The organism is Gordonia bronchialis DSM 43247, from assembly GCF_000024785.1.
GTDB classification, from domain to species: domain Bacteria; phylum Actinomycetota; class Actinomycetes; order Mycobacteriales; family Mycobacteriaceae; genus Gordonia; species Gordonia bronchialis.
The window spans coordinates 2,885,688-2,907,669 of record NC_013441.1 but is presented as its reverse complement, the minus strand read 5'-3'; the positions used below and the strand labels follow the sequence as shown (position 1 = coordinate 2,907,669).

Below are 21,982 nucleotides of genomic sequence, written 5' to 3'. Positions count from 1 at the left end.
TCGTGCACAGTGACCGTGTTCTCCACGCACGATCAACGCGGGATCAGCCGCTGTAGCGTCCGGTGACCAACGGCAGGTCGAGTGTCGTCCGGATACCGGCCGGGCCGTCGACCACCGCCGGGATCGCGTTCACGATGCGTCCGGCGGCAGCGACGATCGCGGCGTGATTGTGATCGCCACGCTCGCTCGTCGGGCAGATGTCGATGCGGTAGTTCGGTTCGCCGGTGATCTCCACCCGGTAGCAACCGCCCGGTTGTGCGGGTTGTGCCCACTCGGGGCACAGATCTTCGCGGAGCCGGGTGACGTGTTCGATGACGATGGCCGGCCGGCCGGCCGACCTACCGATGATCTCGAATCGCACGGCCGCCCGGGTACCCTTCGCGATCCGGCCTGCAGCGATTTCGAAATCGTCTGGCGCGGGGAAACTCTCGTGCGATTCATCGATCTCATCCACCTCGACGCCGAGGCCGGCGGCGAGTTGACGGATGGTGGTGCCCCAGGCGAGACCGAGCACACCGGGCAGGAACAGCATGGGTGTCTCGTCGATGGGTTTGCCGAAGCCCATCACGTCGAACATGACGGTGGCGCCGTCGTAGGTCGCGTAGTCGGCGATCTCCATGCAGCGAATCTGCTCGATGCGCTGACAGGTCCCGGCGAAGGCGAACGGGATCAGATCGTTGGCGAAGCCGGGATCGACGCCGGTGATGAAGATGCTCGCGTCGTTGTCGCGTGCGGTGGCCTCGAGTTTGGCGATCGCCTTCGCCGGCATGACTCCCCACGGGAACTGCAGGGTGCCGGGCGCCGAGCCCACCACGTCGATACCGGCGGCCAGGATTCGACGGACGTCGTCGAAGGCCTCGACGGGTCGCGTGTCGCCCATCGCGCAGTACACGACGCAGTCCGGGCGGGACGCGAGGACGGTGTCGAGGCCGTCGGCACCGGTGACATCAATGGCCTCGACGCCGGTCGGGGAGTCCAGCCCGGCGAGCGCCGCGGCATCGAGTCCGGCCTTCTCTGCGGTCGACACCCCGACTGCGGTGAGCTCGAACCGCGGATCCTCGATCAGCTGGCGGAGGGCGAGTCGGCCGGCATTGCCGGTACCGATGAGGGCGACGCGCACGGGCATGAGATGGGGCCTCCTGGTGCCACTCGGGGAGTAACCCGAGGTCAGATGTACAAGTGTCCGGACTTCTGTCCATCTCAGTAGAGCATGAACGCCCGCAGATCGGTAGAACGTGTTCTCATTTCGCTCTGACCGTTGTAGTCTTGCTCGCCATGGGACGCGTAGACGACAAGGTCGCACTGATCACCGGTGGTTCTCGAGGGATGGGAGCCGAGCATGCTCGCGCCCTCGTGGCCGAGGGAGCCAAGGTCGTGATCGGCGACATCCTCGACGACGAGGGCAAGGCTCTGGCTGCCGAACTCGGCGATGTGGCACGCTACGTCCACCTCGATGTCACCTCACCGGAGGACTGGCAGGCCGCGGTCGCCACCGCGGTCGACGACTTCGGCAAGGTCAACGTGCTGGTGAACAACGCCGGCATCGTCAACGGGTCGACGGTGCAGAAGTTCCGTCTCGACAAGTGGCGGCAGATCATCGACGTCAACCTGACCGGGACGTTCATCGGCATCCAGACCGTCGCCGACCCGATGATCGAGGCCGGTGGCGGGTCGATCATCAACGTCTCCTCCGTCGAGGGGTTGCGCGGAAGCCCTTGGGCGCATGGGTATGTCGCCTCCAAGTGGGGTGTCCGCGGCCTCGCGAAGTCGGCCGCGCTGGAACTGGCGCCCCACAACATCCGGGTCAACTCGATCCATCCCGGACTCATCCGCACCCCGATGACCGAGGGACTGCCGGAGGACATGGTCAAGGTGCCCTTGGGCCGAGCCGCCGAGTCCAGCGAGGTGTCGACGTTCATCGTGTTCCTCGCCAGCGACGAATCGTCCTATGCGACCGGGGCGGAGTTCGTCATGGACGGCGGATTGAGCGCCGACGTCCCACACAAGTAGGCCCTACACAAGCGGCCGCGGTCAGATGGCCCTCGAACGGTCGGGAACCAGGCGGGGTATCGCCCAGACATAGGCGACCATGCCAATCAACTCCACCAGGGTTTGTGTGACGATCGCCGCGGCTGCGGCCTCGTAGCCGACGGGCAGCGCCAGTGCGAGAGGGAGAACCACCAGCGAGTTGCGGGTCGCCCCGGAGAACGTGACCGCGCGCGTCGACGCGACGTCGAGCCGAAATCCCCGGCCGACAACAACTCCCGCGAACGCCATCACGATCAGGAACACCACGTACACGGGGATGATCGCGAGCAGATCACCCAGGCGCTCTTCCACCCGTGGGATCTGTGAGCACGTGACGACCGCGAGAACTGCCATCATCAGCGGCACCATGGTGGTGTCCGCGCCGGCGGTGAACCGACGGCCCGCGCGTGTCCGGGCGGCCCAGGCCTGAACCACCCAGGCCAGGGCAAGCGGAATCCCGATGAGCAGCACGAAGGCCTCCAGGAAGGGGCCCGGCTCGATCACCTCGGTCACCTCCCGCCCCAGGAAGGCCAGGAGTAGCAGCGGGGCGAGAATCATCTGGACGAGCAGCAACAGCGGGGTGGCGGCCAGGAGCCGGATTCTCGATCCGCCGGCGAGTCCGGTGAAGACCACCACGTAGTCGACGCACGGGCACAGCAGCACCAGGAGCACACCGATCCGGATCGCGGTGTCATTGGGCACAAATGGAGCCAGACACACGATCACCAGCGGGACCACGACGAAGTTCACCACCGCGATCGCGCCGAGAAATCTCACGTCGCGCAAAGATTTCCCCAGATCTGCAATGGGAATCTGCAGGAAGGTGACAAAAAGCAGCGCCGCCAGCACGGGCGTGACGGCGAGGTCCAGCGATTCGGCGAATCGGGGAGTCGACAGTCCGACGAGCACGCCCACCACGATGGCCCCCAGGTAGAGCGGCACCTGTACACGTTCGAGTCGTTCGGCGATTCCGGGAGCAGCGGCCACGGCACCATTGTGTGCCACCGCCCCGGCGGATCGGGTGGCGCCCACCTGCGGGCAGCCAGATGAACAAAATTCAACAACTGTTGACCCTGGTCGAACCGAAGTTTTAGCATCGGACCATGCGAGCGATGATCGTCAAGGAATTCCGCGAGCTTCTTCGAGATCGGCGCACCCTGGCGATGCTCATCGTCATGCCGCTCCTTCTCCTGGTCATCTTCGGGTATGCCGCCAACTTCTACGTCGACTCGGTCAAGGCCGCCGTGGTGGGACCCCAAGCGGCGCAGGTGGCTTCAGGATTGCCCGACTTCTTCGGTGTCACCACCGTCACCGACGGCGACCGGGCCGACGCCACGGACATGTTGCGGGAGAACAAGGTCGACGTTGCCATCGTCACCGGCACCCAACCGCCCACCGCGCTCGTGGACGGCTCGAATCTCTTTGCCGCGCAATCGATCGTCGGGATCCTCAACAAGATGGACGGCAAGATCACGACCGACGTGCTGTTCAACCCCGACCTCAAGACGTCCTGGGTGATGGTGCCGGCGATCATCGGCTTGATCCTCACCTTCATCGGCACGATCATCACCAGCATTGGTCTGGTCCGTGAACGTGAGGCCGGCACCCTGGAACAACTCGCCGTGATGCCGATCAAACCCAGCCAGGTCATCCTCGGGAAGATCGCCCCCTACTTCTTGCTCGCCGCGCTCGACATGCTGATCGTCACGGTCCTCGGCATGGTCCTCTTCGGCGTCCCGTTCGCGGGGAATGTCGCCACCTTTGCACTCGGCGCCGCGATCTTCCTGTTCGTGGTGCTCGGCCTCGGCGTGCTGATCTCGACGATCTCGCAGACCACCGGGCAGGCGATCCAGACCGCTTTCATGTTCCTGCTCCCACAGATCCTGTTGTCCGGCATGATCTTTCCGTTGGACGCGATGGCCGCCGGAGTCAGATGGATCGGCTATCTGCTGCCGCTGACCTATTTCACGATGATCTCGCAGGGCGTGATGCTGCGCGACGCGCCGATCGAATCGCTCTGGCTACCGTTGCTCATCCTGGCCGTGATGGCGGTCGTGGTGTTCACCGGGGCCACCCTGCGGTTCCGCCGGGACCTCGCGCCGAACATCCGGGCCACCATCCCGGCGTCGACCGACGGCGCCACTGCCGACGGGGACTCACGATGAGCGACGGGGCCGCGTTCGGGGTTCGTGACATCACCGTTCGCCATGGGGAGCGTGTCGCGCTCGACAATGTGACCGTGGATCTCCCGGCCGGCGAGGTCGTCGCGGTGGTCGGCGGCGACGGCGCAGGCAAGTCGACGCTGCTGCGTGCTCTCGCGCGGGAGGTGTCCACCGATTCCGGTGAGGTGCGCGCGCCGGGGAAGGCGGACATGGGCTTCCTGCCGGCGGGACCGGGTAGTTGGGCGGCGCTGACCGTGCGGCAGAATCTGGATTTCGTCGGTGGAATGTACGGTCTGTCCGGCGACCTCCTCGACCGCCGTCGTGACGAGGTGATCCGTCGCGCGGGGCTGCAGGTGGCCGTCGACCGGCTCGCGTCCGCACTGTCGGGCGGGATGCGACGCAAACTGGGTGCAGCGATGGCGATGCTGCACAAACCGCGACTCCTCCTGCTCGACGAACCGAGCACCGGTGTTGATCCGGTGAGTCGAATCGATCTGTGGCGCATGATCTCCGAGACCGCGGCCGAGGGCGCAGCCGTGCTGATGTCGACGACCTATCTCGACGAGGCCGAACGCAGCGGCCACCTCGTGGTGCTCGATGCGGGTCACGTGCTGGTCCAGGGATCGTACGACGATGTGCGCGAGGGCTTTCGCGGGGTGGTGACCGTAGGGGATACGGCGGTCCGTCCGGAGTGGTCGTGGCGTCGAGGGCGACGCCGGCACGAGTACTGGCCGGAAGGCGATCCGCCGCCGGATGCCGAGCCGCTCCAGCCCGACCTCGAGGATATTGTCATAGCGGCCTCGCTCGAACGCAGATCGGGAGTGCCGCAATGACTCCCGGTGGGCGCAGCGACCAGGGAAGCCTGGCCGGGGCGGTCCTGCGCGCCGCGGGCGTGACACGGAGGTTCGGTGACTTCACCGCCGTCGACGACGTCACCATGTCGGTGGCCGCGGGCGAGGTCGTGGGTCTGCTCGGCGCCAACGGCGCGGGGAAGACAACCCTGATGCGCATGCTTCTCGGTCTGCTCCAGACCACCGAGGGCGCCGTCGAAATGCTCGGCGGCCCACCGGATCAGAAGCGCCGAGCACGCATGGGTTACGTCCCGCAGGGCCTGGGTTTGTGGCGTGATCTGACGGTCCGGGAGAACCTCGAGTTCAGCGGACGTGCGTATGGCCTTGCGCGAACCGAGCCGCCGGCCGAGTTCGACGCGGTGGCCGACACCCTGGTCGGTGATCTCTCGCTGGGTGTGCAGCGGCAGGTCGCCTTCGCGGTGGCGCTCGCCCACAAGCCTGAGGTTCTGTTGCTCGACGAGCCCACTTCGGGAGTGGACGCGCTGGCCCGTGCCTCCCTGTGGGACACCATCCGCGAGCAATCCAAACAAGGCGTGGGCGTGTTGGTCACCACCCACTACATGGAAGAGGCACAGCAATGCGACCGCTTGTTGCTGATGTCGAGTGGGCGGCTGGTGGCCCAAGGCAGCGAACGTGATGTGGTGGGGGACACCACGGCCGTCGCTGTGCGCACCGCGGACTGGGCCGGCGCATTCCGTGTTCTGAACGACGCCGATGTCCCGGTGATCCTCGACGGGCGGGCGATCCGCGTGGCCGACACCGAACCGGACCGGGTCCGTCGCGTGCTCGTCGACGCCGGTATGGATGCGACCATCACGAGTGTGCCCGCCACCATCGAGGAGAAGATGCTGGTTCTGGCACGGCGGTCGGACTGAGATGGTCCGCAGCAGAGGCCGGCCCGTCGGCCGTGATGTCGACAAACGCGCAGCGATCCTGTCCAGCTCGCGGGAGATGTTCTCGGCGAAGGGATTCGAGCGCACCACGATTCGCGCCATCGCGAGTGATGCCGGCGTCGATCCGGCCCTTGTCCATCACTACTTCGGAACCAAGGACAACCTGCTTGTCGAGGCGTTGAAACCCGACATCGACATGGCCACGTACTTCGCCGGGATCGACGCCGACGAGGGGAGTGTGGGTACCGAATTCATCCGGCGTGTGCTCACGGTGTGGACCGAACAGCCGACCGTACGCAATCACCTGCTGGCCATGCTGCGGATCTCGTTGTCCCACGATGGGGTCGCCGCGCGGTTGCGCGACGCGCACATCGCCATGGTCACGATCGCGCTCGGAGATCAGGTGGCGCCCGACGACCGTGAACGGCGGCTCGCCCTGATCGGCACGGTCCTCGTCGGGCTCGGGATATCCCGCTACATCTTGCAGGTGCCGGCTCTGGCCGACGCCACCCCGGACGAGATCGCCGCGCGTGTGGGCCCCGTGATCGACAGTTATCTGCGGGGCACGGCACACTTGTGAGCGTGCCACCGACCGACGACCTCGCCGAGACGAGGACCGCACCTCATCATCATCGGCGCATGGTGGCGTTGCTCGCAGTCGTCGTCGCGATCCTCGCGATCACCAACTATGTCGCGCACTTCACCGATGCGAACATCGAGTTGGCGGCAGTGCCGGTGATGGCAGTGGTTCTGCTCGTGCTGGCGCGATGGGCCGGGTTACGTTGGCGCAGTATGGGCCTCAGTCCGGGGGAGTTGCGGGCAGGAGTGCCGTTCGCGGTCGGTGCTGTGGTGGTGGTCGCGGTCATCGTGACCGCTGCGGTGGCCATACCCGCCACGCGCGAACTGTTCCTGTCGGATCGGTACAACGACACGTCGGAGGCGATGCTCGCCGCCTTCGTGCTGATCCCACTGCAAACCGTGCTGCCCGAGGAGATCGCCTTCCGCGGAGTCCTCCAGGGGACCCTGGGTGAGCTGTTCGGCCGATGGCCGACCCTGATCATCGGTGCAGTGCTCTTCGGATGCTGGCACATTGCAACCTCATTGGGGCTCACCGCGGGCAACGAGGGACTCACCCAGATCCTCGGTTCCGGTATTCCGGGGCAGGTCGCGGGCGTGCTCGGCGCCGTGATCGCCACAGCCGCGGCCGGCCTGATCCTCGGGTGGCTGCGCGACCGCACGACGAGCCTGTTGGCCCCGATCGCGCTGCACTGGTCGCTCAACGCGATCGGCGCGATCGGTGCCGCGGTGGCCTGGCAGCTGACGTCCTGAGCGGTCCGGCCCCCGCGTGGGGTCAGCGCGATGATCTGTCGGCCGACAGTGCCCGCTCGAATCGCGGCAGCCGCGGGGGACGGCGCCGGTCAGCCGAGTCGGCGAGAGTTCCGTCCGGAGCGATGTGGGAGAACATCTGCTCGATGACGGTCACGATGTGCGGGTCCTCCACCCGGTAGAGCTGACGTCGCCCGTCGCGTCTGGCCGTGACGATTCCGGCGGCACGCAGCTTCGCCAGGTGCTGACTGGCGGCCGGCACATTCGATCCGGACAGCTCGGCCAGGGTGGACACATCGAACTCGCCGGTCGCGAGCAACCAGACGAGATGAAGCCGGTTCGGGGCCGACAACATGTCGAAGGTGGCAGCAGCCGCCGTCAGTTGCGCCTCGGTGACAGGTCGGGACGATGGGGGAGGCTCCATCGCTCCATCATCGGAACAATCTGATGTTTGCGCAAGCCATTGAATGTTGATTATGCTGCCTGATGTCAGCCGTCAGTCCGTCGACGCAAGGAGGTGAACAGCCATGAGTTCCGACCCCGTCAGTCCCGGTCGGCTGTTCGTCCCGCCTCCCACCGCGCTGATTCACCAGGTACTGATTCCCTAGGTTTTGACGGCGCGGGTTCTGCTTCGCGATCTTCAGGAGAACCCTGAAGGCTTTGCTGCGCCCTTTCACCGGCCAAGATGCCTCGCTACGAGGCCGCAGTCACCTCGGCGCCGACGTGCTCGTGCTGCTCGCCGTCGCGGTGATCTTCTGGCTGATCGTCCGCCTCTCACACGGCATCACCGAACCGTTCGATCGGGTCACCGCCCCCTCGACGGTTTCCACCGATCCGGCGAACCTGCCGTACTACGCGGCGCGCTCATTGCTGCGCATGTTCGTCGCGCTCGCCGCCTCGACGATCTTCACTTCGTCTACGCAACGGCCGCGGCCCGGCTGCGGCGTGCCGAGAAGATCATGCTGCCCACCCTCGACGTGCTCCAGTCGGTCCCGGTGCTCGGTTTCCTGTCCATCACGCTGTCGGTGTGGCTGATGCTGTTCCCCGGCACGGCGCTGGGCGTCGAATGCGCAGCGATCTTCGCGATCTTCACCAGCCAGGTCTGGGACATGACGTTCGCGTTCTACCAGTCCCTGATCACCCAGCCCCGTGATCTGGACGAGGCCGCGCGGTTGCTGAGACTGACGAAGTGGCAACGGTTCTGGAAGCTCGACGTGCCCAACGGAACCATGCCGCTGGTCTGGAACGGGATGATGAGTTTCGGTGGTGGCTGGTTCTTCCTGATCGCCTCGGAGGTGATCACCGTGAACAATCACGTCTACGCACTACCCGGCATCGGTTCCTACGTGGCGGCCGCCTCGGCCAACCAGCAGATCGGGCGTTTGCTGCTGGCGATCGTGGTGATGATCGTGATGGTCGTCGGCGTCAACTTCCTCTTCTGGCGGCCGCTGACCGCGTGGGCGGAGCGATTCCGTGCCGGCGACACCGTGACCGTCGACCAACAGCGCAGCGTCGTCCTCGACCTGTTACGTCGGTCGGTGGTCCCCGCCGTCGTCGGGCGTGCCCTGCGTCCCGTCGGCGCCGGGCTGGACCGTGTGACCCGACCCCTGGGGCGTGCCGACCGTCCGCTCCGGGTCAATCAGGTGCGCCGCCGGGCCGGTGACATCGCCTTCGCGGTGATCGTGACGGGCTTGATCGTCCTCGGACTCGTTCGGATGCTCACCTACATCGACGACAACACCGGGCTGGACCAGTTCGTCGTCGCCGCCGGTCTGGGGCTGGCCACCTTTGCCCGGGTCGTGGTGGTGCTCGTCGTCGGCACGGTCGTCTGGGTGCCGATCGGGGTGTGGATCGGGTTGAGCCCCAAGGTGACCCGCTTCGCGCAACCGGTCGTGCAGGTGCTGGCCAGTTTCCCGGCGAATTTCCTGTTCCCGTTCCTCACGCTCCTGCTGATCCATACCGGCGTCAGCCTGAATCTCGGTGGCATCGTCCTGATGGCGCTCGGCGCCCAGTGGTACATCCTGTTCAACGTCATCGCGGGCGCCGCTGCCATCCCCAACGACCTCCGCGAAGCGGCTGTCAACCTGCGGCTCAACCGTTTTCACAGGTGGCGCTACCTCTACGGACCGGCCATCTTCGCCTCCTGGGTCACCGGCGGCATCACCGCGGCCGGCGGCGCCTGGAACGCCTCCATCGTGGCCGAAGTGGTCTCGTACGGCAGTCACACCCTCACCGCCACCGGGCTCGGTGCCTACATCGCCCAGTCCACGGCGCAGGGCGACTTCGCCGCACCCTGGTCGGGGTGACCGTGATGAGCATCTTCGTCGTCGGTCTCAACCGCCTGTTCTGGCGGCGGCTGTACGACTTCGCCGAGCGCCGCTTCTCCCTCAGCTGATCCCGTACCGACCACAGAAGGATGTAAACCGACATGACCACAGTTCCCGCGCCCGCGCGCACCGCCCTGATCCAGGCCGAACACGTCTCCAATTCGTTCCCCTCGGCGGACGGCTCGGTCCTGCACGTCCTGGACGATGTCAGCATCACCCTGCACGAGGACGAGGTCGTCGCGCTGCTCGGCAAATCGGGTTCGGGCAAGTCGACTCTCCTGCGCACCCTGGCCGGTCTGATCGCTCCCAGCAGTGGAGAGGTCCGCTATCGCGGCACCCCGCTCAACGGCGCCAATCCGGGTGCCGCGATGGTCTTTCAGTCCTTCGCGCTCATGCCCTGGCTCACCGTGCAGGACAACGTCGAACTCGGCCTGCGCGCGGCGGGGGTGCCCGAGAAGGAACGTCGCCGCCGGGCGCTGGAGGCGATCGATCAGATCGGCCTGGACGGCTTCGAGACCGCCTATCCGCGTGAACTGTCCGGCGGGATGCGTCAGCGGGTCGGCTTCGCCCGTGCGCTGGTCCTGCAACCCGACGTCTTGATGATGGACGAACCCTTCTCGGCTCTCGACGTCCTCACCAGTGAGAACCTGCGCGGCGAGCTGATCTCGCTGTGGGCGCGTCCGGACTTCCCCACCCGGTGCATCTGCATCGTCACCCACGACATCGAGGAGGCCGTGCTGCTGGCCGACCGGGTGCTCGTGCTCGGCTCAAACCCGGGCCACATCAAGGCCGAGGTCCCGATGCGGCTGCCCCGTCCGCGGGATCGGCGCAGTCCCACCTTCGACGCCGCCGTGGACCGGCTCTACGCGATCCTCACCGGGCGCGACGAGAAGTCCGCCGCCGAACGCGCCGCCGTGCCCGGCCCGCTGACCCATCCGCTGCCCGATGCCAGTGTCGGTGGGCTGGCCGGCCTGGTCGAGATCGTGTACTCCCACGACGGTCAGGCGGACCTGCCCGATCTGGCCGACGAACTCTCCTTCCAGGTCGACGACCTGTTGCCGCTGGTCGACGCCGGCCGGATGCTGGGACTCCTGGAAGTCGAAGGCGCGCAGGCATTTCTCACCGACACCGGACGATCCTGGTACACCGCCGACATCCCGGGCTCCAAGGAGATCTTCGCCACGCTCGCCGTCGAACGTGCCCCGCTGGTCGCGACGATCGTGAAGGCGTTGGAGAACAGTGACGGCGGTGCGCTACGCGACGACTTCTTCCGCGACCTGCTGCGGCGCGGCTACAGCGCCGAGGACACCGAGAAGCAACTCGACATCGCCATCGACTGGGGCCGCTACGGTGAGTTGTTCGACTACGACGCCAACTCCGGTGAACTCGTCCTCTCCGAGGTTGCCACCGCGCTCTCGGCCATGCTCATCGATCGCGACCCGGACGGTGGTTCTGGACGCCGGTGAGTCCCGTCCGGCCGGATCGTGTGCGGCACAACGTATGCGTCGAGGTCAGGCGGTCCCGAAGATGCGGTCGCCGGCGTCGCCGAGTCCCGGACGGATGAAGCCGTTGTCGTCGAGTTCCCGGTCGATGGCAGCGGTGTAGACGGGCACGTCGGGGTGCGCGTCGTGCAGCACGGCTATTCCCTCCGGGCAGGTGAGGAGGCAGACGAACTTGATCGACTTGGCGCGATACTCCTTGATGCGGTCCACCGCAGCAACCGCGGAGTGGCCGGTGGCCAGTAATGGATCGACGATCACCACGTCGCGTTCCTCGAGGTCGCCCGGCATCTTGAAGTAGTACTCCACCACGACCATGGTCTTGGGGTCGCGGTAGAGACCGATGTGGCCCACGCGCGCGCCGGGAACCACCGCGAGCATGCCGTCGGCGATCCCGGCACCGGCCCGCAGTACCGCGGCGACAACGAGCTTCTTGCCGTCGATCACGCTGGCGGTGGTGGACTCGAGCGGCGTGTCGATGGTGATCTCGTGCATGGGCATGTCGTGCAGCACCTCATAGGACATCAGCGTCGATATCTCGGTGAGCAGACGACGAAAGTCGTTGGTGGAGGTGTCCTTTCGCCGCATCAGTGTCAGCTTGTGTGCAACGAGCGGATGGTCGATGACCCGCACCTGGCCCATGTCGTCCCCTTTCATGTCAGAACACCGTTCCGTCGCTGACGATGGCGATCGGCGGTCGCCCGTCGCGTGTGCGGTCGGCCAGCGCACGTCCGGCCGCCCACGTCCCGCCCTCGAGTACGCAGGCGAGCGGAAGCTGCTCGGCGTCGCGGTCCAGGGCGTCGCGCACGTGGTCGGCGAGTTCGTCGAGCAAGGCGACGGTCAGCGCCCGCCATTCGACGATCATCTCGTCACCGACGCGCCATTGCTGCTCGGCGAGGCTCGCATCGCGCAGCTGCAGAACGCCGGTGTCGAGCAGCAGTCCGCCGTTGCGGTACTCGGGCAGGCCGGTCAGTTCGTCGAGGCCGGTGACGGCCACCTCCGCCCACTGGAAGGGTTCGATCAGCGAGTAGGTGAGCCACTGCGACAGTTTGTGGAACGGCACCCAGCCGTCGCTGCGTCCGGGACCGTGGACGGCCGGGTGGCGCCAGCAGTCACCCACCGGCTGCCCGCCGATCGTGTTGTCGGCGGGCCAGATCGGGGCCAGTGTGTCCAGGAGGGTCGCCAGGATGTCTTGGGCCGCAACGCAATCACCGGCGTCCGAGGTGAGCGCATCGTAGAGTCCGCCCGGGCGGGCGGCCGCGCCGAAGGCGTCTCGTCGTGCGGTCAGTGCGGCACCCAGATTCCGTAGCAGTGCGACGCGACCTTCGAGGCCGACCAACGGGTTGTCGGCGCTCACCTGAAAGGCGGTGGCCACGTCCTCGACGGTCAGGGCTGCCAGCCGGGCGGCGTCGGCCTGCAGGGGCCGGTCGGGATCGCCGGAGAACAGTCCGGCGCAGAACGCGTGCCAGCTCGCGACACCCAGCCCCTCGGAACGGCGGAACGACCGGCCGCTGGCGTCTTCGCGGTAGCGCCACGCCGAGCCGGCGCCCGCGTCGAGGAGCACACTCACCAGCGCGACATCGATGAATGCTCGGGCCCGGTCGTCGGGATCCGACGGTCCGAGCGTGTTCTCGAGCTGTGCTCGCCGGTCGACCCCGCCGGCTTCGAAGTGGCGCCAGCGGCTGTGGAATGGGATGTCCAGATCCGGGTAGCGCTGCCGCGTGGTGTCCGCGACGCACTCGGCGGCGGCGGGCAGCCGGGCCTCGTCGAGAACAAACCACGGCGACATGCCGTCGCGGGCACGGTCGAGCAACTGTCGTGATCGTTCGCGCACCGCGGTCGTGGAGCGCAGCAGGGTGACCGTAGCGCGAACCTCACCGACGGCGGTGTCGTTCTCGTGGTGACTGAGGTTCATCCGTTCAGCCCTCGGCCCTTGGCCTTTCGCAGTTCGTCGGCATCCGGGACCGGGCCGGGGGCGAAGTAGCCTGCGGCCATCTTGGCGTCGATCTCGACCCGGGCGTCGGCGGGGATGAGTTCCTCGGGGATGTTGACGCGCTCACCGACCTCGATACCGGACCCGGTGATGGCGTCGTACTTCATGTTGCTCATCGACACCAAGCGGTGGATTCGGGTGATGCCCAGCCAGTGCAGGACGTCGGGCATCAGTTCCTGGAAACGCATGTCCTGAACTCCGGCAACGCATTCGGTGCGGGCGAAGTACTGATCGGCGGTGTCGCCACCGGTTTGGCGCTTGCGCGCGTTGTAGACGAGGAACTTGGTCACCTCGCCCAGCGCCCGGCCCTCCTTGCGCGAGTAGGCCACCAGTCCCACGCCACCACGCTGGGTGCCGCGAATGCACTCTTCGATGGCGTGCGTGAGATATGGCCGGCAGGTACAGATGTCGGAGCCGAAGACGTCCGAGCCGTTGCATTCGTCGTGAACTCGCGCGGTCAGTTCCACCGTCGGATCGGCCAGATCCCGCGGGTCGCCGAAGATGTACACCGTCTGCCCGCCGATCGGCGGGAGGAACACCTCCAGGTCGGCCCGGGTGACCAGTTCGGGGTACATCCCGCCGGTCTCTTCGAACAGCACACGGCGCAATTGCGCTTCACTGCAACCGAATCGGGCGGCCACCCCGGGTAGGTGCCAGACCGGTTCGACGGCCGCCTTGGTCACCAGCGCGGCCCCGCTGGGCAACAGGACGCTGCCGTCGGGCACCAGCCGGCCGCTCGCGATGGCCTCGGTGACCTCCGGCAGGATGACGTGCGCCTTGGTGACGGCGATGGTCGGGCGGATGTCGACTCCGGCGGCGATCTCGGTGGGAAACGACTCGGCCACCGAGGCGCCCCAGGGGTCGAGACTGACGATGGCCGACGGATCGCCCCATTGCGGGTAGGGGCCGATGGCGTCGGTGGGGGAGGTGTCGGTGAGGTCGGCGCGATGCTCCCGCGACAGCGCACCGGCGGCGACCGCGACCGCGCGATAGACACTGTAGGAGCCGCTGTGGGTTCCGATGACGTTGCGGTGGGCGCGGGTTGCGGTGGTGCCGATGACGGGACCGCGCTCGGCGGCGGTGCCGGCGCCCCACCGGATCGGCGGCGCGTCGACACCCCCGCTGTGTGAGGTCAGACGAATATGCCCGAGGGATCGGTGCGGGTTGGTCATGGTCTTCTCCGTCCTCACGTGCCACATCCGTCGCGGTGCGCGGTGGAAAGGAGCCAGCTTAACCATCCGGCGCCGATCGTGCCGGATACGACGACGCCCCGCGAAGTGGGTTCGCGGGGCGTCGCACGTCGGAGCCGGTCAGGCCACGTCGAACCGGTCGAGCATCATCACCTTGTCCCATGCGGCGACGAAGTCCTTGACGAACTTCTCCTTCGCATCGTCCTCGGCGTAGACCTCGGCCAGCGCACGCAGTTCGGAGTTCGAACCGAACACCAGGTCGGCGCGGGTTCCGGTCCACTTCTGTGCGCCCGACGCGAGATCGGTACCGACGTAGGTGCCGTCGTCGGCAGACGACGGTGCCCAGTCGGTTCCCATGTCGAGGATGTTGACGAAGAAGTCGTTCGTCAGCTGCCCCGGCTTGTCGGTCAGTACCCCGTGGGTGGAGTTCTGATAGTTGGCACCGAGCACGCGCAGCCCGCCGACGAGGACCGTCATCTCCGGTGCGGACAGCGTCAACAGGTTCGCCTTGTCCACCAGGTTGTACTCGGCGGACAGTTCGTTGCCCTTGCCCTCGTAGTTGCGGAAGCCGTCGTAGCGCGGCTCGAGGTAGGAGAACGACTCCACGTCGATCGACTCCTGGGTGGAGTCGGTGCGTCCGGGAGTGAACGGCACCGTGATGGCGAAACCGGCGTCCTTGGCGGCCTTTTCGATGGCCGCGGCACCGCCGAGGACCACCAGATCGGCGAACGACACCGCGGCGCCGCCCTCACCGTTGAACGACTCCGCGATGCTCTCCAGCTTCGAGATCACCTGACGCAGTTTGTCGGGCTGGTTGACCTCCCAGCCCACCTGCGGCTGAAGACGGATGCGACCGCCGTTCGCGCCACCGCGGTAGTCACTGCCGCGGAAGGTCGACGCCGCGGCCCAGGCGGTGGAAACCAGTTGTGCCACAGTGAGTCCCGAATCCAGGATCTGGGCTTTGAGGGAATCGATGTCGGCGTCGGAGATGACCGGGCCCTGCTGTGCGGGAACGTTGTCCTGCCAGACGTAGGTCTCCGACGGCGCGAGCGGACCCTGGTAGCGGACCGCCGGACCCATGTCGCGGTGCAGGAGCTTGAACCAGGCCTTGGCGAACTCCTCGGCCAGCTCCTCTGGGTGATCGAGCCAGCGGCGGGTGATCTCGCCGTAGACCGGGTCGAACCGCATGGTGAGGTCGGTGGTCAGCATCGCCGGGTGGGTCTTGCCGTCACCCTGTGCCACGGGCACCGAGTTGGCCCATCCGTTGTCCTTGGGGCGCCACTGGATGGCTCCGGCCGGGCTGTGGAACTGCTCCCACTCGTTGCTGTAGAGGATCTCCAGGAACGAGTTGTCCCACTTGGTGGGGGTGTGGGTCCAGGTGACCTCCAGGCCACTGGTGACCGTGTCGTTGCCGTGGCCGGTGCCCTGCGGGTTGTGCCAGCCGAGTCCCATCTTCTCGATGCCCGCGGCCTCGGGCTCGGGCCCGAGCAGCTCGGCGTCACCGTTGCCGTGGGTCTTGCCGAAGGTGTGCCCGCCGACGATCAGCGCAGCGGTCTCCACGTCGTTCATCGCCATCCGGCCGAAGGTGTCGCGGATGTCCGCAGCGGCGGCGAGGAAGTCGCCGCTGCCTTCGGGCCCTTCGGGATTGACGTAGATCAGGCCCATCGTGGTTGCCGCGAGGGGATTCTCGAGCTTGCGATCCCCCGAGTAGCGCAGGTTGGTGCCCAGCCATTCGGCCTCCGCACCCCAGTAGACCTCCTCGGGCTCCCACTCGTCGGGACGGCCGAAGGCGAATCCCTTGGTGGGCAGACCCATGTCCTCGATGGCCACGTTGCCGGCCAGGACCAGGAGGTCGGCCCACGACAGCGACTTGCCGTACTTTTTCTTGATCGGCCACAGCAGGCGGCGGGCCTTGTCCAGGCTCACGTTGTCCGGCCAGGAGTTCAGCGGTGCGAAACGCTGCATGCCGGTGCCCGCGCCACCACGACCGTCTTCGACGCGGTAGGTGCCGGCCGCGTGCCACGACATGCGGATGAAGAACGGTCCGTAGTGACCGAAGTCGGCCGGCCACCACGGCTGCGAGTCCTTCATGAGCGCCTTGAGGTCGGTGACAAGACCTTCGACGTCGAGGTTCTGCAGCTCGGCCTGGTAGTCGAAGTCGGGCTCGCGAGGTCGGATCACATCGGGATTGTGGGCGAGGACCCGCAGGTTCAGACGGTCCGGCCACCACTGCTGGTTACCGCCACCCTCGACGGGCGGTTTGATCCGCATCGGGCAGCCTTGCCCCGCCTCCGTTTGGGCTTCACCGATCGGTGGGGCGGTGGTGTTGTCGTCAGCCATGACTGTGACTTTCCTTTCGGGAGTGGGTGATTCGGGCTGTGATCACGGATGTGATCCCGATGGGTCGGATACGGAACACTCGGGGCACAGGCCCCAATAGACGACTTCGGCCTCGTCGAGGACAAAGCCGTGGTCATGAGATGCGGTGAGGCAGGGTGCGTCACCGACTGCGCAGTCGACGTCGCCGATTGCGCCACATGCGCGGCAGACGACGTGATGGTGGTTGTCGCCGACCCGGGCCTCGTAACGCGCGACGTGACCGGCCGGCTGGATGCGCCGGATGAGCCGGGCCGAGGTGAGCGCACCGAGAACGTCGTAGATCGCCTGCAGGGAGACCTCGGGCAGATCGGAGCGGGCGGCGGCGTAGATCGTCTCGGTATCGGCGTGCGGATGTGTGTGCACCGCTTGCATCACCGCGACGCGCGGCCGCGTGACGCGAAGACTGGCGGTGCGCAGGAGATCGGCGCACTCGTCGGCGGTGGGCATGGAGCCAGTATGCACAGTTTTCTGGAATGATTCAGGTTTTTACGGAAACTCGTCGAAAACTGCTGATGAACGCCGCGTCCTATGATCATCGCATGGAGTTCGACGACGCCGCAGACGAACTGTACGGACTCTCGCCGGGCGAGTTTGTCTCGCGCAGAAACGAACTCGTCAAGGACGCACGCGCCGCCGGTGACCGCGGGCTCGCCGACACCATCGGTGGCCTGCGTCGGCCGACTCTGTCGGCCTGGGCGATCAACCAGTGGGTGCGGGCCGATCCGGACGGTGTGGATGCGCTGATCGCACTCGGGGCCGAGCTGGCGGCGGCGCAGCGTCGGGCGGCGGTCGCCCAGGTGCGCGAACTGTCCGCACGCCGCCGGCAGGTGGTGGCCGACGGCACGCGCGCGGTCACAGATGTTGCCGCCGAGCGCGGTCAACCCATCGCGGCGGGCGCCGTCCGCGAGATCACGACGTCGCTGCGTGCCGCCATCGCCGACGAGGAGATCGCGACGCAACTGCGGTCCGGACGGTTGGTCACTGCCGTGGAGTACAGCGGATTCGGGCCTGCGGGTGTCTTTCTCGTCCCGGATCCGGTGAGCGAAGGGGGACGAGTGGATCTCGCCGACGAGCACGATGCCGACAAGCGCGACGCCGAGCAGTCGGCCGATGAGCAGCCCGACGATGTCGCAGTGCAGGCTCGTGCCGCCGCGCAGGCGGAGTTGGACGAGGCGATCGCGGGCGAAGCCGCTATCCACGACGAACTCGAACGGGCACGAACCGAACTGCACGCAGTGCGAAGCCGGGTCGAGGAACTCGCGCGCCGAACCGAGGAGCTGCGGGCCGAGCTCGAGCGCGTCGACGGCGAACTCCGGTTCGCCCGCCGGCGTGAGACGACTGCCGACAAGGCCTGCAGCGACATCGAGAGCCGTCATCGCGCAGCAGCGAGACGTGTGGATGCAGCACGTCGGGCGGTCGAGACGTGAGGGAATTCCCGCTGGTACCACCGAGAACCCCGGAGGATGAGCGCTTCTTTCAGCGTTACGGACCGTGGGCTGCGGTGCGGCCGACGGAGGTGGGTGAGCTTCTCGACGGTTTCGTCGGTGATTGGTGGGTGGCCGGCGGGTGGGCCATCGATGCCTTTACGTCATCGACTCGGCCGCACGATGACATCGACATCGGCGTTTTCCGCAAGGACATCAGGGCTCTCCGCACGGCGGTGGACGGCCGACTCGATGTGTGGGCCATCGGGCCGGGTGGCAGTCTCTGGCCCGTCGACGATGTGCTGCCCGAGGATTCGACCCAGGTGTGGCTCCGCGCCGATGCGTCGTCGCCGTGGCTTCTCGACCTGCTTCTCACCCCCGACGACAACGATCGGTGGGACAACCGGCGCGACGGATCGTCGGCGCCGTTGGCTACGGTCACCTGGCTTCGAGGTGAAATTCGTTATCTCGCAACGGAATACATTCTCATGTACAAGGCCGCAGCGGCACGCGACAAGGACCGGGCGGATCTGGAACGCGCGTGGCCGCACATGGACGCCGAAGCACGCATCCGACTGCGTCGCTTCGTCGACGTCAACCATCCCGGTCATCCGTGGCCGTCGCTGATGACACTAGGGTGAACGCCGTGGAATGGACGCCCGATCAGGTGCTGGAGCAATCCAGGCGGTGGCGGTCCTCGTGGCATCCCCCCGGCTCGGAGCACATCGTCCTCGGACCTCACGAGTTCTATCTGCAGGACGGCGAGGCGACCCTGCTGAATTATCACGGCCCACCGGGCGATCCGATGGATCTGCTCGACGATGCGGGCGCAGCCGCAGGTCGTCTGGGAGCGTCATCGATGCGTTTGACCGTCGGGCCGGGCGTGTTCGCCGACGCAGACGCGGATGAGCTCCGGCGCCGCGATGCCACCACCGTGGCCGTCATAGACATTGTGGCGCTTGATCTCTCACAGTCCAGCGTCCCTTGACCCCGACATCGATGCGGTGACCACCACCCGCGTCGGCGGCCGCGACATGCTCGGCATCTTCGAGAATGTGTCCCATCGTGCCTGGGGATTTGCGCCGCCGGTGCTCGCCGATCTGGATTCGACGCCGAAGGCGGACTGGCCGGGCATGTTCCTCGGCAGTCACCGCGGTCGTCCGGCAGGTGCGGGCGGCTATGCGCTCGTCGACGGTGTGGCACGGCTCTGGGGTGCCGCGGTTCTGCCGGAGTTCCGTGGCCACGGCGTCTATCGCGCGCTGGTCGCCGTCCGGGTCGATGACGCGAGATCGCGTGGTGCGACGCTGGCGATCGTGCATGCCGAGCAGACGTCGTCTCCGATCCAGCGCCGGTTGGGCTTTCGCAAGTATGGGGAGCGACGACTCACGCGGCTACCGGTCTGAACCGTCGGTGGTCGACGTCGATCTCGGGAGACGGCGCGAAAGTTCTTCCCCCGCAATCAGTTCTTCCGGGTGCTGCAGACAGCGGACGAACACGATGCAGGAGGAGGAAGTGGCTGCCTAGACCAGCGTCAGTGAAGCGTCGCGCCAGAGGACGAAGAAGTACGGCTTGTCCGAGCCCTTGAGGTCCATCGCACCGATCACCGCGTCCTCGGAAAGACGGTGGACCACATCGTTGATCGGCAGCTGGTCGTAGACCATCGTCGCCGAGTCGACACCGCGATAACGGGTGGTGCGCAACCGGGCCCGGGCCGTCCGCGTCTGGTAGAGCCGACGGGTCGCGGCGATCGTCTTGGCGTACGAGTGATTCTTGATTGCCGGGACCTTCTTGGACACCCCGACGCCGCTGAAGGCCAGGACGGGATTCATCGGCCACAGCCCGGTGCCGTCGCTGGTGCGGAACAGGAGGGGATGCACCGTTTCAGCGTCGATGAACTGTTTGCCCCACCACCCACTGGCGGCGAGCAGGCCGTCGACGTGATGTCCGGTCGGGACCTCGGCGCCGTGCCAGGTGCCGATCATGAAGTCGGGTTCCACGGCAGGCGAGGCGTCGAAGAGTTCCAGCGCCTCGGCGGTGGTGGAGGGGACGGTCGGCATCAGATCGGGCAACTGCATGGCATGAATCCTACGCGAGCTTGAAACGAATACTTGTGTACGTTCCAAGACAACTGGATGGGTGACGCAGTTGTCGAGGCGTCACGACGCGGGCCTGTCAGACTGGGACGGCGGACGCCGCTTCCTTGACCGTTCGCCGAAGCGGAGTCGCGGGCGCGATCGGATCGTCGACGATGGCGGTCGCGGCACCACGACGTCGCGGGCCGGTGACGCCCGCCGAACCGAGGAGTGCGCATGGCATCCGCCTGGGAACCGCTGAAGAACAACATCTTTCGCAATCTGTTCATCGCGCAACTCGTGTCGAATGTCGGACTCTGGATGCAATCCGTCGGCGCCCAGTGGTTCCTGGTGGACAATCACGCCGGGCCAACGGTGATCTCGCTGGCGCAGACGGCCAGCCTCGCGCCGACACTCGTGTTGTCCCTGCTCGCGGGAGTCCTCGCCGACCTCCTCGATCGCAAGTGGCTGCTGGTGGTGACCTCGGTGTATGAGTTCCCGGCTCAGGGTGCCGGTGACGGGCGACAACGGAAGCACCACGACACTCGCCGCGGCGATCACCAGGCATATCGCTGCGACGATCAGTGCCCACCGTGTGCCGATCGCCGACCCTACCGCTCCCCACAGGAACGATCCGATGCCCTGCGACCCCATGAAGACGAGCAGATACACCGACATACCGCGTGCACGCACCCATTGCGGCAGCGTCAGCTGAGTGCCCGCGTTCAGAGTCGTGAGCGTCGCGATCCAGGCCACCCCCGCGAGCAGGAACAGCATCAGGGACGGCCACAACGACAACACCGCCGCAGCCAGTGTGCCCAGCGCGAACAACAACGCCGAGGAAGCCAGTACCAGCGATGACGACATGTGGGTGCGCACCCACGGCATGAGCGCCACACCGATCAGCGCCCCGATCCCCAGCACACCGAGGACCAGGCCGTACCCGGTGGAACCGAGGTGAAACGAATGAGCGACCACGAGCGGCAACAGCGCCCAGAGAGCAGAGGCCGGAACCGCGAACAGTGCCGAACGCAGCAGAATGCGACGCACGATGGGCGCCGACCAGACGTAGCGGAGCCCGACGATGAGCGACTCCCACATGCTCGGGTTCGATAGTCGAATCACGGGACCGTCGATGCCACATCAACAGTGCGATCACGACAGCGAGATAGGAGATGGCGTTGAGCAGGAACACGAGTCCGGCGCCGCCGAAAGAGAAGATCAGACCGGCCAGCGCCGGCCCGATCGCGCGAGCCGCATTCACCGACACGCTGCCCAGCGATGCGGCGTCCGGGATCTGATCTCGCGGTACCAGCTCCGGCTGTATCGCCTGGAATGCCGGCGAGGACAACGACGATCCCACACCGAGCAGGAAGGTCAAGATGAGCAGCCCCGCGGGATCGAGGTGACCGGTGTAGACCAGCAACGCCATCACCGCGCCGATCAGCGTCGAACTCAGCAGCCTGGCCGGTCCCGACGCTGATCTTCGAGCCCGAGCCCGACGACGGCCCGGTGGAGGTGAGCGCCACCTATCGGGTCGCTGAGGAGCGGCATGACGAGTTCCTCGACGCGATGGCGGCCGTGGCCCGATCACGCCGCCGCACCGGCGCACGGAACTGGCGGCTCTATCGCAGCGGCGACGAGCCCGACCGCTTCGTCGAGCAGTTCATCGTGTCGTCGTGGTCGGAGTACCGGCGCCAGCATCGCGACCGGTGGACCTCCTACGACCACGACAACGTCGCCCGTGTACTTGCCATGACCGGCTCTGGCGAACCCGACGAAGAACATCTGTTCACAACGGATGTCCGATAGCACAGGGTGCCGCGGTGTCGTCGTTG

22 protein-coding genes and 2 pseudogenes are annotated in these 21,982 nt (G+C 66.6%); 14 read left to right on the top strand and 10 right to left on the bottom strand.

What is annotated here, in order from left to right:
* Nucleotides 1-43 precede the first annotated feature (43 nt).
* Nucleotides 44-1,126 (bottom strand): NAD(P)H-dependent amine dehydrogenase family protein, encoded by a 1,083-nt coding sequence (locus GBRO_RS13535; RefSeq protein WP_012834469.1) that lies wholly within the window; start codon nt 1,124-1,126, stop codon nt 44-46.
* Between the two features lie 149 nt (nt 1,127-1,275).
* Between GBRO_RS13535 and GBRO_RS13530 the strand changes: the two genes are divergently transcribed.
* Nucleotides 1,276-2,010 (top strand): glucose 1-dehydrogenase, encoded by a 735-nt coding sequence (locus GBRO_RS13530; RefSeq protein WP_012834468.1) that lies wholly within the window; start codon nt 1,276-1,278, stop codon nt 2,008-2,010.
* 21 nt (nt 2,011-2,031) lie between these two features.
* Here the strand turns inward: GBRO_RS13530 and GBRO_RS13525 are convergent, their stop codons facing one another.
* Nucleotides 2,032-3,015: an arsenic resistance protein gene (locus GBRO_RS13525; RefSeq protein ID WP_041920517.1), complete on the bottom strand. Its 984-nt coding sequence runs from the start codon at nt 3,013-3,015 to the stop codon at nt 2,032-2,034.
* 116 nt (nt 3,016-3,131) lie between these two features.
* Here GBRO_RS13525 and GBRO_RS13520 point away from each other — a divergent pair, with 116 nt between their 5' ends.
* From GBRO_RS13520 to GBRO_RS13500, 5 genes are read left to right on the top strand one after another with little or no spacing between them, the layout of a single operon-like run.
* Nucleotides 3,132-4,193 carry an ABC transporter permease gene (locus tag GBRO_RS13520; protein WP_012834466.1) on the top strand — a complete coding sequence of 354 codons (1,062 nt, stop codon included), beginning with the start codon at nt 3,132-3,134 and terminating at the stop codon, nt 4,191-4,193.
* Nucleotides 4,190-5,023, top strand: coding sequence for an ABC transporter ATP-binding protein (locus GBRO_RS13515; RefSeq protein WP_012834465.1), 834 nt, complete (start codon nt 4,190-4,192; stop codon nt 5,021-5,023). The genes GBRO_RS13520 and GBRO_RS13515 overlap by 4 nt, the downstream gene beginning before the upstream one ends.
* Nucleotides 5,020-5,916: an ABC transporter ATP-binding protein gene (locus GBRO_RS13510; protein ID WP_012834464.1), complete on the top strand. Its 897-nt coding sequence runs from the start codon at nt 5,020-5,022 to the stop codon at nt 5,914-5,916. Before GBRO_RS13515 ends, GBRO_RS13510 begins: the two co-directional genes overlap by 4 nt.
* Before the next feature lies 1 nt (nt 5,917).
* Nucleotides 5,918-6,514, top strand: a complete 597-nt coding sequence (locus tag GBRO_RS13505; protein WP_012834463.1) for a TetR/AcrR family transcriptional regulator — start codon at nt 5,918-5,920, stop codon at nt 6,512-6,514.
* Nucleotides 6,511-7,263, top strand: a complete 753-nt coding sequence (locus tag GBRO_RS13500) for a CPBP family intramembrane glutamic endopeptidase (RefSeq protein ID WP_012834462.1) — start codon at nt 6,511-6,513, stop codon at nt 7,261-7,263. Before GBRO_RS13505 ends, GBRO_RS13500 begins: the two co-directional genes overlap by 4 nt.
* Before the next feature lie 22 nt (nt 7,264-7,285).
* Here the strand turns inward: GBRO_RS13500 and GBRO_RS13495 are convergent, their stop codons facing one another.
* Complete coding sequence (locus tag GBRO_RS13495; protein ID WP_012834461.1) at nt 7,286-7,684, bottom strand: ArsR/SmtB family transcription factor; 399 nt, start codon at nt 7,682-7,684, stop codon at nt 7,286-7,288.
* Between the two features lie 535 nt (nt 7,685-8,219).
* On the opposite strand from GBRO_RS13495, the gene GBRO_RS13490 reads away from it, so the two are divergent.
* Both GBRO_RS13490 and GBRO_RS13485 read left to right on the top strand, forming a co-directional pair.
* Nucleotides 8,220-9,566, top strand: coding sequence for an ABC transporter permease subunit (locus GBRO_RS13490; RefSeq protein ID WP_231140553.1), 1,347 nt, complete (start codon nt 8,220-8,222; stop codon nt 9,564-9,566).
* A 122-nt stretch (nt 9,567-9,688) separates the two neighbouring features.
* Nucleotides 9,689-11,053: an ABC transporter ATP-binding protein gene (locus tag GBRO_RS13485; protein WP_012834460.1), complete on the top strand. Its 1,365-nt coding sequence runs from the start codon at nt 9,689-9,691 to the stop codon at nt 11,051-11,053.
* 45 nt (nt 11,054-11,098) lie between these two features.
* Here GBRO_RS13485 and upp read toward each other — a convergent pair whose 3' ends face one another.
* From upp to GBRO_RS13460, 5 genes are all read right to left on the bottom strand, one after another.
* A complete protein-coding gene (upp, locus tag GBRO_RS13480) occupies nt 11,099-11,728 on the bottom strand; it encodes a uracil phosphoribosyltransferase (protein WP_012834459.1) in 630 nt (209 codons plus the stop codon).
* 16 nt (nt 11,729-11,744) lie between these two features.
* Nucleotides 11,745-13,001: a URC4/urg3 family protein gene (locus tag GBRO_RS13475; protein WP_012834458.1), complete on the bottom strand. Its 1,257-nt coding sequence runs from the start codon at nt 12,999-13,001 to the stop codon at nt 11,745-11,747.
* Nucleotides 12,998-14,251 carry a GTP cyclohydrolase II gene (locus GBRO_RS13470; RefSeq protein ID WP_012834457.1) on the bottom strand — a complete coding sequence of 418 codons (1,254 nt, stop codon included), beginning with the start codon at nt 14,249-14,251 and terminating at the stop codon, nt 12,998-13,000. The genes GBRO_RS13475 and GBRO_RS13470 overlap by 4 nt, the downstream gene beginning before the upstream one ends.
* Nucleotides 14,252-14,389: 138 nt before the next feature.
* A complete protein-coding gene (katG, locus tag GBRO_RS13465; RefSeq protein ID WP_012834456.1) occupies nt 14,390-16,609 on the bottom strand; it encodes a catalase/peroxidase HPI in 2,220 nt (739 codons plus the stop codon).
* A gap of 42 nt (nt 16,610-16,651) precedes the next feature.
* The gene (locus GBRO_RS13460) at nt 16,652-17,095 is read right to left on the bottom strand and encodes a Fur family transcriptional regulator (RefSeq protein ID WP_012834455.1); all 444 of its coding nucleotides are present in this window, start codon (nt 17,093-17,095) and stop codon (nt 16,652-16,654) included.
* Nucleotides 17,096-17,187: 92 nt separating this feature from the next.
* On the opposite strand from GBRO_RS13460, the gene GBRO_RS13455 reads away from it, so the two are divergent.
* The 4 genes from GBRO_RS13455 to GBRO_RS27060 are packed head-to-tail and all read left to right on the top strand — an operon-like array spanning nt 17,188 to nt 19,475.
* A complete protein-coding gene (locus GBRO_RS13455; protein WP_041920512.1) occupies nt 17,188-18,075 on the top strand; it encodes a hypothetical protein in 888 nt (295 codons plus the stop codon).
* Nucleotides 18,072-18,713, top strand: coding sequence for a nucleotidyltransferase domain-containing protein (locus GBRO_RS13450; RefSeq protein WP_012834453.1), 642 nt, complete (start codon nt 18,072-18,074; stop codon nt 18,711-18,713). Before GBRO_RS13455 ends, GBRO_RS13450 begins: the two co-directional genes overlap by 4 nt.
* Nucleotides 18,710-19,060, top strand: a complete 351-nt coding sequence (locus GBRO_RS27065) for a hypothetical protein (RefSeq protein ID WP_052298274.1) — start codon at nt 18,710-18,712, stop codon at nt 19,058-19,060. Before GBRO_RS13450 ends, GBRO_RS27065 begins: the two co-directional genes overlap by 4 nt.
* A gap of 16 nt (nt 19,061-19,076) precedes the next feature.
* Entirely contained in the window at nt 19,077-19,475 is a 399-nt protein-coding gene (locus GBRO_RS27060) for a GNAT family N-acetyltransferase (protein WP_012834451.1), read from the top strand.
* A 117-nt stretch (nt 19,476-19,592) separates the two neighbouring features.
* On the opposite strand, the gene GBRO_RS13440 is transcribed toward GBRO_RS27060, so the two are convergent.
* Complete coding sequence (locus GBRO_RS13440) at nt 19,593-20,147, bottom strand: DUF4334 domain-containing protein (RefSeq protein ID WP_012834450.1); 555 nt, start codon at nt 20,145-20,147, stop codon at nt 19,593-19,595.
* A gap of 234 nt (nt 20,148-20,381) precedes the next feature.
* Between GBRO_RS13440 and GBRO_RS27055 the strand changes: the two are divergent.
* Nucleotides 20,382-20,636, top strand: a pseudogene (locus GBRO_RS27055) (MFS transporter); the annotation flags it as partial.
* 15 nt (nt 20,637-20,651) lie between these two features.
* Here the strand turns inward: GBRO_RS27055 and GBRO_RS27540 are convergent.
* Nucleotides 20,652-21,576: pseudogene (locus tag GBRO_RS27540) on the bottom strand (MFS transporter); the annotation flags it as partial.
* A 47-nt stretch (nt 21,577-21,623) separates the two neighbouring features.
* On the opposite strand from GBRO_RS27540, the gene GBRO_RS13430 reads away from it, so the two are divergent.
* The gene (locus tag GBRO_RS13430; protein WP_083775594.1) at nt 21,624-21,956 is read left to right on the top strand and encodes an MFS transporter; all 333 of its coding nucleotides are present in this window, start codon (nt 21,624-21,626) and stop codon (nt 21,954-21,956) included.
* Nucleotides 21,957-21,982: the final 26 nt, after the last annotated feature.